10 protein-coding genes are annotated in these 10,370 nt (G+C 72.5%); 3 read left to right on the plus strand and 7 right to left on the minus strand.

The features are described 5' to 3' along the window. Positions 1 to 44 precede the first annotated feature (44 nt). The 5 genes from ACWCSD_RS13025 to ACWCSD_RS13045 form a co-directional block, all read right to left on the minus strand. Positions 45 to 665, minus strand: coding sequence for a TetR/AcrR family transcriptional regulator (locus ACWCSD_RS13025; RefSeq protein ID WP_449914637.1), 621 nt, complete (start codon positions 663 to 665; stop codon positions 45 to 47). A 96-nt stretch (positions 666 to 761) separates the two neighbouring features. Beyond that, complete coding sequence (locus ACWCSD_RS13030; protein ID WP_358294910.1) at positions 762 to 1,088, minus strand: TraR/DksA family transcriptional regulator; 327 nt, start codon at positions 1,086 to 1,088, stop codon at positions 762 to 764. 32 nt (positions 1,089 to 1,120) lie between these two features. Further along, positions 1,121 to 1,879, minus strand: a complete 759-nt coding sequence (locus ACWCSD_RS13035) for a rod shape-determining protein (RefSeq protein WP_449914640.1) — start codon at positions 1,877 to 1,879, stop codon at positions 1,121 to 1,123. Positions 1,880 to 2,163: 284 nt separating this feature from the next. Next, the gene (locus tag ACWCSD_RS13040; RefSeq protein WP_352325705.1) at positions 2,164 to 2,484 is read right to left on the minus strand and encodes a hypothetical protein; all 321 of its coding nucleotides are present in this window, start codon (positions 2,482 to 2,484) and stop codon (positions 2,164 to 2,166) included. 331 nt (positions 2,485 to 2,815) lie between these two features. Then, positions 2,816 to 3,247: a hypothetical protein gene (locus ACWCSD_RS13045; RefSeq protein WP_397161814.1), complete on the minus strand. Its 432-nt coding sequence runs from the start codon at positions 3,245 to 3,247 to the stop codon at positions 2,816 to 2,818. 360 nt (positions 3,248 to 3,607) lie between these two features. On the opposite strand from ACWCSD_RS13045, the gene ACWCSD_RS13050 reads away from it, so the two are divergent. From ACWCSD_RS13050 to ACWCSD_RS13060, 3 genes are all read left to right on the plus strand, one after another. Next, a complete protein-coding gene (locus ACWCSD_RS13050; RefSeq protein ID WP_397161813.1) occupies positions 3,608 to 4,138 on the plus strand; it encodes a GNAT family N-acetyltransferase in 531 nt (176 codons plus the stop codon). Between the two features lie 435 nt (positions 4,139 to 4,573). Beyond that, complete coding sequence (locus ACWCSD_RS13055; protein WP_358294901.1) at positions 4,574 to 4,999, plus strand: carboxymuconolactone decarboxylase family protein; 426 nt, start codon at positions 4,574 to 4,576, stop codon at positions 4,997 to 4,999. Between the two features lie 87 nt (positions 5,000 to 5,086). After that, entirely contained in the window at positions 5,087 to 6,772 is a 1,686-nt protein-coding gene (locus ACWCSD_RS13060; RefSeq protein WP_449914646.1) for a serine/threonine-protein kinase, read from the plus strand. Positions 6,773 to 6,794: 22 nt separating this feature from the next. Here ACWCSD_RS13060 and ACWCSD_RS13065 read toward each other — a convergent pair whose 3' ends face one another. Both ACWCSD_RS13065 and ACWCSD_RS13070 read right to left on the minus strand, forming a co-directional pair. Then, positions 6,795 to 7,673 carry a hypothetical protein gene (locus tag ACWCSD_RS13065; RefSeq protein ID WP_449914648.1) on the minus strand — a complete coding sequence of 293 codons (879 nt, stop codon included), beginning with the start codon at positions 7,671 to 7,673 and terminating at the stop codon, positions 6,795 to 6,797. Between the two features lie 16 nt (positions 7,674 to 7,689). After that, positions 7,690 to 10,269: a hypothetical protein gene (locus ACWCSD_RS13070; protein WP_449914651.1), complete on the minus strand. Its 2,580-nt coding sequence runs from the start codon at positions 10,267 to 10,269 to the stop codon at positions 7,690 to 7,692. Between the last annotated feature and the right edge of the window lie 101 nt (positions 10,270 to 10,370).

Below are 10,370 nucleotides of genomic sequence, written 5' to 3' on the forward strand. Positions count from 1 at the left end.
TCTAGACCGATCTGCATATTTTGTGGGCACGAAAAACCGCCGGCTCAGGCCAGCAGCCTGACGACCTGGCGGCGGACCCGTTCGACCGGCAGCCGGGAACGGCTGGCGCGGGCCAGCACCAGCGCGCCCTCGATCATCGCGAGCACGGTCGCCGCCAGCTCGTCGGCTGTGTCGTTGCCCGTGTCGTCGGCCGCGTCGTGGTTCTCTGCGTGCAGGACGTCGGCCGCGGCATGCCCGTCGGCGCGCAGGGCGTCGGCCAGCCTGCGCTGCCAGCCTTCGTAGATGCCGGCGCAGACGCGCCGCAGTTGCTCGTTGGAGGAGGCGACCTCCAGGGCCACGGTCGCCACCGGGCAGCCCTTGGCGTACCCGGCCGCCACCATCCTGTCGGCCAGCGCGTCGAGGACGGCCGGCACGAGGTCCCGGGCGGCCGGCAGCGTGCTGGCCAGATCGTCGATCATGGCGTCGACCTCGCGCCCGGCGGCGGCGAGCGCCTCGCCCACCAGTTGGTCCTTGCCACCGGGGAAGTGGTGGTACAGCGACCCGCGAGGCGCGCCGGCCACCGCCAGCACCTCGTTGAGGCCGGTGCCGTGACTGCCCTGCGCCTCCACCAGCGCGCGGGCCGCCGCGATGATGCGCGCCCGCGTCTCGTCCCCCTTGACCGCCATGCGGCACACAATAGACCGGTCTGCATATTTTTGTCCACACGGCCGCCGGCGGTGGACCGGCCGCCCGACGTCGTGAGGGGCGGCCGGTCCCGGAGGTCAGGCGGCTTCGTGCTGGCGCTGGCAGTTGATGCAGAACCGGGCCAGCGGCCGGATCTTGAGCCGTTCGAACGGGATGCCCGCCTCGCAGTGCGCGCAGCGGCCGTACGAGCCGGCCGTCAGCCGGTCGCGGGCCTGGGTGAGCTCGGCGATGGCCCGGTCGGCGGTGGCGAGAGAGGCCAGCAGCTCCTGCCAGGTGTCGTCCGCGCCGTTGCCGTCCTGGGCCGCGGCCTGCAGGCCCAGCAGGTGGCGGCTGCGCCGCTCCAGCTGCTCGTCGATGTCCTGGCGCAGGGACTGGAGCTGCACGGTGCTGAGGTGGTCGGTCATGATGGTTTCCTTTCCGCTGTGATTGCGGGGGTTCAGAGGGCGATGACGGGCGCCGCGGGGCGCAGGCACAGGCGCAGCAGGCCGCGGACGGTGGCGTGCTGCGGCTCCGGCGCGGCGTTGATCCGCGCGCGAAGGGCGGTGTGCAGGCGGTCCAGCAGCCGCGTCTGGAGCGCGCCCCCGCCGGTGACGGTCAGGCCGTTGTCGCGGACGGCCGGACGGAGGTGGGCCGGCTGGCGGCGCAGCAGGCCGGCGGTCATCTCCACGACGCCGTCCAGCGCGTCCGGCAGCAGGCCCGTGCTCGTCGTGGCGCTGAGCTGGAGCGCCGCCGCGTCGCTGACCGCGCCGCCGCTGACGACGACGGCCTCGACGATGCCCGCCCCCACGTCCAGCAGCAGGTGCGGTCCCGGCCCCGCGACGTCCAGACCGGCGCCCGCGGCGGCGGCCAGCGGCGCCTCGACCAGCGTCACCTGGCAGCCGGCCGCCTCGGCGACGGCCGCGCGCACCGCCTGACGGTCGCTGCCCGTCGCGGCCCTCGGCACCGCGGCCATCACGTGCTCCAGCGGCCGGCCGCCGGCCAGCCAGGCGTCCTGCAGCACGAGATGCACCAGCCGCAGGCAGGCGCCCGGGTCGACGACCATGCCCCGGCGGATCGGGCGGACCGGGATCCCGGCCGCGCTCTCCGGCGACGGGACGACGACCGCCGAGGGACGGTCGGCGATGGCGAACCCGTCCAGGGACAGCGAACGGGTGCGTGAGGTGCCCAGGTCGAGCACCACGTGGGCGCGGTGCACCGCGGATGTTCGCGGTGAGTGTTGGTGGACTGATCCGGCGTCGGACATGACGATGATCGGCTCCTTGCTCTGACGCGGAGAACTCGTACGCGAAAGACGAGAGAAAAGGGCGCGTCCCGCACGCGGGCACGCCACGACGGCGACCTCCGGCCGTACGGGAACGCGCGGAACCCGCGGGCGACCGGGCAACGCGTGGACCCGGCCGTGCGAAGGCCGGGCGCGACGACCGGCCCCGCGGCGCGCTCGGCGGGCCGGGAGGCGGCGACTCGTGAAGAGGGAGGGAGCTAGATCAGCGGCGGGCTGCGCGAGCCCGCGGTGCGGTGCCCGACCTGCTGCGGGTCGCGGATCGCGGCCGCGTCGGAACCGGGCGCCGGGAGCAGCGCGAGGTGGGCGGCCTCGGCGTGCCGCGCGCCGCGCAGCGGCGGCCACAACGACAGCACGTGGTGCTCACGGCCGCTGGACGCCTGGGGCGGCAGGCTGGGCATCCGGTCGCCGCTCTTGTCCGGGGTCCATTCGTGGCCGGCGGACAGGGGGCGCGGGGTCGTCTGGTCGTCGGCGTAGGAAGGGCCGGCGACCAGCAGGGACAGCAGAACCAGGCCCACCACGCAACACAGCGCGATGGGGCCTCGTGGCGCTCTGCACGGTCCCGTCATAAGGCCGACCATAGCCCAGCCGGTGAGAAAAGGCATTACCGTCCGGTTTCCCGTTCCGGCGGTATGGCGCGCGGTCGGCGGGGAGGCGGGGCAGGGGCGTCCGGAGGGGCTTCCGGTGCTGGTGGGGGCGGGGGCAGCAGGGCGGGGTTCGCCGGGACATGGGCGCGTGGCCGGTCGCCGGACCGGGAGCCGGTCTACGTCCGGACGGCCGGTGTGCGCATGTCGCCGGGAACCCCGCCGTTCAGCGTGCTGGTGTGTCAGCGGGAACTTCGCCGCGGGTCATTTAGAACCCGTCGAAGTTCTCGCCCCACTCGCCCCAGTCGTCGTCCTCGTTGTGGTCGTCGTCGTGGCCATGGTCCTCGCGGCCGTGGTCGTCGTCGTCGTGGCGGTCCGGCTTGTGGACCGACCGGCCGGGAAGGCCTTCCGGACCACGCGGGCCCTGGGGACCACGCGGGCCTACGCGGTGGTGGTGGTCATGGTCGTGGTCGTGGTGGTGACCGCCGCCCCACCAGCCGCCCCAGCGCGGGCCCCACCAGCGAGGACCGCAGTGACGCCAGCCGCAGCCGCCCCGGAGGACCGGCTTCTCATCGGCTGGGCTCTGATACGACGCCGTGCCGGCCGTGCTGGCCTGGGCGGCCGGCATCTGGCCGCCACCCAGCAGCAGGCACGCGCTCGTGGCGAGCACGGCCGCCGGCTTCTTCATCATTGATTTCATCGCGCTTTCCGTTCAGAAGTTTCCAGAACCGCCGCGGGACTTCTCGACTGCCGTCGGTCTCCGGCATGAGCAGTCTTACCCGCGCATTGAGTTCGGAGTTCTGACAAGACAGGCATGAGCTCCTAAAGGTTGACCAGATTTACCAGGCCCTTACAGCCGACTTGTCCAGTTTTATTGCGACAAGGAGCGGTGGTGTCGCTTTACTGTGACTCGATCATTCCCTAGCACTGTCGCCCCGAAAATGCGGCCCTGCCGGGAACATGCGCTCCGGGCGGCCGGCGCCGCGGGCGCGGGGGTGCCGGTTTGGCCGGACGTCCGCTATCGTCACTGTCGTACCACGACTAGACAGTGAGGTTGAGGGTGACGGAACGTACCGACGTCCGGCTGGAACTGCTCACCGGCGAGCAGGCGCTCGCGTGCCGGGCGGAGCTGATCGACCTCTATCGCGAGGTGTTCACCGGGCCGCCGTGGAACGAGGGGGAGGGCGAGGTCGCCGAGTTCGGCGTCCGGTTCGCCGCCGACGCGGCCCGGCCCGGCTTCCGCGTGGTGCTGGCCGTCGATGACGCGGGTCCGTGCGGGTTCGGGACGGCCTGGCCGACCGCGACCCCGCTGCCGCGCACCCGCAGCTACGGCAAGGTGCTCGCGGCGCTCGGCCCGGACGGGGTGTCCCGGATGCTGGCCGGCGCGCTCCAGGTGGACGAACTGGCGGTCGCTCCGCGCGCCCGCGGCCGGGGTCTGGCCGGGCGCATTCTGAACCTTCTGCGCGGCGAAAACCGAAGCTGGCTGCTGACCTCCGTGAACGCCCCCGACGCCATTCGCCTGTACGAACGCCTGGGGTGGCGACGCGCGGGCGAGAACGAGGGAATTGTAGTATTCATCAACCCCGAATAACCACGAACTTTCACGCAATCTCTAGACTAGTACCGATATCCAGAACAAAGCCCCACGAATATCGAATAAGCCAGACATTACCCCCAAGAAACCCCAGACAACTCCCCCAAACCAAAGACATAACCCCCAAACACCCCCGCGCCGCCGCCCCCGCGCTGCGTTTCCCGCGCTACGCCCAGCGTGCTGCACCCTGACCCCACGCCTCCGTCGCGCCGCCCCTTCCGTGTCCTCCGCGCCACGCTCTCGCGCTGCTCTCTCCGCGCCGCGCTGCGCCCCGGCGGGCTGGGCCCCCGCGCTGCGCTCCCGTGCTGCCCCTCATCGCGCTGCGCGCCCGCCCCTCGCTGCCCCGCCGTCGCGTCAGTCGGGGCGCGCGTCTCGTCGTCGCTGTGAGGGGGATTTGCGTTTGAGTGCGCTCGAAGTTCTACCGTTTCGGACATGACGAACATTGCTGAAGGATCCGACCGTGAACAGCGCTACGAGCATGGCCTGGAGGTGCTGCGGAAGGTCGACGGCGAGGCCGGGCAGCGGGTTGTGGACGCCCTTGCCGACATCTCGCCCGAACTGGCCCACCAGGTGGTCGCCTGGGCCTTCGGTGAGATCTACGACCGTCCCGGCCTGGCCCCCCGCGACCGCCAGTTGGTGACCCTGGGCGCGCTCACCGCGCTCGGCGGCTGCGAACCCCAGCTCGACGTGCACATCAACGCCGCCCTGAATGTCGGCCTGACGCCCGATGAGATCACGGAGTCCCTGTTGCACTCGGCCGTCTACTGCGGCATGCCACGTGCGCTCAACGCGACGTTCGTCGCCAAGAAGGTCTTCGCCGAACGCGGCCTGCTCCCCGTGCCGGACGGCACGGTCTGACCCCAGGCTCCCGCTCGCTCGGTCCGGCCCGATCCGGCCGTGGTAGGGGCTGCCTCCCGAGCGCTCGGTCTGTCATGATCGACGGGGATGAGCGTGCAGGCGTTACAGGCGACGGACCCACCCGAGATCGGCGGCCACCGGCTGCTCGGGCGCCTCGGCGCGGGCGGCATGGGCGTGGTGTACCTGGCCAGGAGCCGCCGCCTGGGCCTGGTGGCCATCAAGGTCATCAAGCACGACCCGGCCGACCCCGAGGCCATGGAACGCTTCCGCCGCGAGGCGGCCACCCTGCGCGGCCTGCGCACCCCGTACGTGGCGCCGCTGGTGGACGCCCGGGTGACGGCGCCGCCGTACTGGCTGGCGACGGCGTACGTGCGGGGACCGACGCTGTTGCGGGCGGTGGCGGAACGGGGGCCGTTGCCGCCGGAGCTGTGCCGGCGGCTGCTCGCCGGGCTGGCCGCCGCCCTGGCCGACGTGCACCGGCACGGTGTGCAGCACCGCGACCTCAAGCCGCACAACGTCATCCTGTCGCCGCAGGGCCCGCGGCTGATCGACTTCGGCATCGCGCGGGCCCCCGGCCAGAGCACGATCACGACGTCGGGGGAGATCGTCGGCACCCCCGGCTACATCGCCCCAGAAGCCGTACGTCAGGAGCCGGTCACGGCGGCGGCGGACGTCTTCGCGCTGGCCGGCACGATCGCCTACGCCGCCACCGGCCGTCCGCCGTTCGGGCGCGGCGAGCCGATGGCGGTGCTCTACAGCAGCCTGAACGCCGACATCGACGTGGACGGCGTCGAGCCCGCGCTCGCCGAGCTGATCCGCTCGTGCGCCGCGCGCGACCCGGCGGAGCGGATCACGTCCGACCGCGCGGCGGCCCTCGCCGAGAGCGCCGCCGGCCCGCTGTCCTGGGCCTCGGACGCGGAGTACCAGGCACTCATCGCCGAGACCGGCCCCACCGAGGGCGACCCGGTCGAGAGCAACCCTGTCGAAGGCAACCCCGCCGAGGGCGGCCCCGCCAAGGACGACCCAGCCGACGACGGCCCCACCGGGACGACCCGGCCCGCGCGGACGTCCTGGCCGGGCCGGGCGCTGGCGGCCGGAGCCGTCCTGCTGGCCCTGGGCGCGACGGCCGCCGTCCTGTTCCCCCGGCTCACCACGCCCACGACGGGCCCCACGGCGGGCCCCACGACGGGCCCCGCGACGGACCCCGCGACGGGCGGCCCGGTGGCCGTCCGGGCGACCGTGGCGGACGATCCCGGGATAGTGGTGGTCACCCAGCCGCCGCCCGGCCCCGCCCCCACGGGCCCCGTCCGGTGGCAGGCCGTGCACGGCCCCCGGTGCGCGGCCGAGTGGTTCTACGCCGACCCTGCCTGGCGTCCCATCACCGGCGGGGGCGGGTGGAAGGACGACGGCTGCGCGGGCGCGGCGCTGGCGCTGCGCGTCGGCAACGAGCCGGCCCACTTCAACCAGGCGGTCAACTGGTACTTCGACACCCGCGGCGGCGCACGCTGCACGATCGACGTGCACATCCCCGACGATCCCCGCTCGACCGGCCTCGCCTTCTACTACCTGGACGACAACGACACGAACCCGCCGCACCTCGGCCCGCCGGTGACCGTGGACCAGCGCGCCTTCCGGGGACGCTGGGCCCCGCTCGGCACCTGGCGGGTGCCCGCCCCGGGCCGGCTCACCGTCCTGGTCGGCAACCAGCCCGTCACGGCCGACGACACCCACGAGGTGACGGTCTCCGCCGCCCGCGCCCGTTGCCGCTGGTGACCCGGCGGCGCGGCCTGAGGGGTCAGCGCAGGGTTCTGCCCAGGGTGCCCTGCTCGGGGTAGGAGTACCGGACGCGCAGCACGAGCTTGGCCTTGCGCGGCTGGCTGCCGGCGTAGGCCAGCAGGCCCGAGAAGAAGTCGAGGCCGTCGGCGTTCACCCCGACCTCGACGCAGCCGTGGCTGTACCCCTTGTGCGAGTTGTGCAGGTAGAAGCCGCCACGCCCGTACATGTTCCCCTGGATCGGGGTGAGCCGGACGCGGAAGGTGCCCCAGTCGGGGAAGACCGGGCCGTTGCCGCCCACGGGGAGGAACTGGATGCCCTCCCCGGGGTTGGAGACGGCCTTGTCGCCCCGCTGGTTCGCCGCCTCGACGGAGTTCTGCCGGGGGTCGACGTGGGTGAGGAACGTGTACAGGCCCTCCGGCAGCGGGCCGTGGTCCTTGCTGTTCTGCATGGCGCCGATCTGGTGTCCCACCAGGCCGGACGTGGCCGCGTACAGCAGCGTGCCGGAGCCCTGGAGTGAGGCGGGCATGGATCTGCGCCAGTACAGGAACTTGCCGGTGTAGACCAGGTCGGCCTGGTCGTCGGTGGCGTCGCGGACGTCGAGGTCGAACCGGCCGAGCGTGCGCAGGGCGCCCGTCCGGGGCACTTCTGTGGCCTCGAACCGGCCCGATCCGGGCGTCCTGCCGGTCAGCGCGAACACCCGGTAGGAGCCCTGCGGGCCGTAGGAGGCCCGGGTCTCCTCCAGGAACACCAGGCCGGCGGTGTGGTGGAAGAGCACGGCGTGCACGTTGTCGTCGGGCTGCTCGCCCTTCCACATCATCGGCTGGGTCTCCTCGCCGACGGTGAGGGAGATCCGGGAGACCCGGTCGTTCTGGCTTCTCTGGAAGCAGAAGTACGTCATCGGGCCGTCCGCCGCCTTACGAGATCGTCGCGAGGTTGGACGTGAGCGCGATGTCGGTGCCGGACGACGGCGTGTACTCGTGCCACTCGGCGATGAGCGCCCCCTTCTCGCCCGGTTGCAGGATCGGCACGGGAGCCTGCGTGCCGCGGTGGGCGAAGCTCAGGCGCTCGACCGTGAGGTGGGTGGCGTCCGGGACGGCGACGACGAGCTGGGCCTCCTGGACGCGGCGGTCGTCCTCGGCGTCCAGCACGACCGGCAGCCCGACGACGAACGCCGAGCTGTTGCCGACCTTGATGTTCACCGGGTTCGGGCTCGGCGCCAGGTCCGACGAGGACGTGGTGAAGGCGGCGTCCTGGAGCCGGGCGGCCGCCCGTTCGGGGTTGGCGGGCGGGATGCCGGGATAGTTGCGGTCGTCGTAGGCCGCGATCTCCTGCGCGATCGTCAGGTAGGGCGCCGGGATCGGCGCGCCGACCGCGCCTCCCTCGGCGAAGCGCATCCACTCCTCCTCCCAGCCCTTGCGCACGGTCAGGACGATCCGCGCGCTGCCGGCCCGCAGGAACGCCTGCCTGGTCGGGTCCGGGTGTCGCAACTGCCGGATGAACGGCCAGCTCGGCGGGACGTCCCAGAAGTAGGAGTAGAGGAACGTCACCACGTTCTCCCACTCGATCGCCTGGTTGATGAAACGCACCAGGTCCTCGTGCCGGCGCAGCAGCGTCCACTGCTCGGCGCTGAGCCCGAGGCTGGGCCCGTCGAAGCCGATGCCGTGCTGGAGGTCGACGCGCGCGGCCAGGAAGGCGGCCAGGACGTCGGCGGGCATGAAGTCGAAGTCGGTGCCGAGGACGAACCGCAGGACGCACTTCATGATCTCGTCGCTCTCCTCCCGCCTCAGCGTCAGGGTGTCGACGTTCGCCAGCTTGTCCTCGATGGCCGCGATGCGCGCGGCGATGTCCTCCTGCTCGGCGAAGTACCTGGTCTGGGCGGCGTTGTACAGCGTGTTCCAGACGTCGGTGCGCCACTGCTCGACGGCCTCGTCCGTGAGGTCGAGCCGCACGCCGAGCCCGACGAACACCCGCTCGGAGTGGTGGAAGAAGAACGTGATCTTGTGGCGGCCGGTGAAGCCGCGCATGTAGGGCGTGGCGCCGTCGAAGGACATGATCCGGTGGTCGCGGATGATGAGCGCGTCCGACAGGTTGCGCCACGTCGGCTCCGAACGGGCCCCGATGACGTCGAAGTTCATCTTGTCGTCGGAGTCGTCCTTGCCGACCTGGGCGTCCAGCATGATCTCCCGGATGTGCGTGCCGCCGGGCACGTCGAACTCCAGGTCGAGGAACCACCAGTTGCCGTCGGTGTTGACGTGCGAGCTGACGGTCAGCGGCGTCGGCTCCTCGGGGTGCGGCCGGACGGTCACGCCGTGCCGGTCGGCCAGCCACTGGTACTTCGGGACGCCGGTCGGCGACGGGTGGCCGTCCTGGTCGACCAGTTCCGTGGTGATGTCGGCGTGCTTGACCGGGAACTCGAAGGGGCCCTGCTGCGAGCGCAGCAGTTCCAGCTCCGCGTACGCCCGCCGCATCGACGCCCCCGGCTCGGGGACCGCGATGTCGTACGTCAGGCGCAGCCCGTACCGGTAGAGCCGGACCCGCCACTTGCGCATCAGGCTGAAGTAGTCGATCCGGACGGGGTCGTTGCCGGCGTTCCTCAGCACCCGGGTCGAGGTCTCCTCCGACCCCGTCACGGTGGTGGTGGAGATGGTCACCTTGTGCTCGCGGCGGGAGCGCGAGGACGCCTTCTGCGTGGTGGCGCGGGCGTGCTTGATGCTCCCGGCGGCCGAGGCCGACTCCGAGCCCTGCGCGGTGAACCCGGTCGTGCTCGAACCGGAGATGATCGGGATGCCGCCCTGGACCGTCCCGGTGATGTTGAACTGGTTGGAGTGCTGGCTCTGCGACGCCGTCGACTGCGACAGGTCGGTGTTGTCGGTCACGCCCGTCTCGCTGACCTCCTCCAGCGAGTCGGTGACGATGGTGGTGAACTCCTTCGAGGTGACCGACCACTCCTTGTGCGTGACCGCGGTCACCTCGCCGGGCGCGAGCGGGATGGTCGAGACGAGCTCGCCGCGCTGGATCCCGACCGGCACCATCTCGATGCGTTCCAGGTTCAGCATGCCGATGGGCGGCGCCGCGGTGTTGACCGCCAGGCCGCGCAGGGCCACCGCGGCGGTGTTGAGCGCCTGCGCGGCCCGGCCGGCCGCCTCCCGGGCGCCCGCGCCCTCCGCCTCGCGCAGCCGTTCGGCGCGCAGCTCGACGAGCGTCCCGGCGAACAGCGCCAGCTCGGCGGCCGGCACCCGCGCCAGCGCCGCGGGGTCGGGGCGCAGCGCCGCGACGGGCTGCTCCTCGAAGCGCCTGAGCAGGTCGAACGCCTCGCCGGAGACGCCTTCCGGGGCGTTCCCGGCCCGGAGGCGGTCACGGACCGCGTCGGTGTCGCCGGGGGCCAGCGCGAGCTGCCGGACCGCCCCCAGCTTGACGATGCCGCCGCCCGCGCCGTTGGGTGCGTCGTCGTGCGCGCTGGGCACCCGCAGCGGAACGAGCGTGCCCTTCAGCACCTCCCGCGCCGAGTTGCCCCGCGAGTACGCCGCCCGGCACGAGCTGGTCACCGCGGCGCTGGCCGGGGACGAGCGGCTGCGCCTGATCCCGTCCGCCGCGG

This window comes from Nonomuraea sp. NPDC001684, from assembly GCF_053596515.1.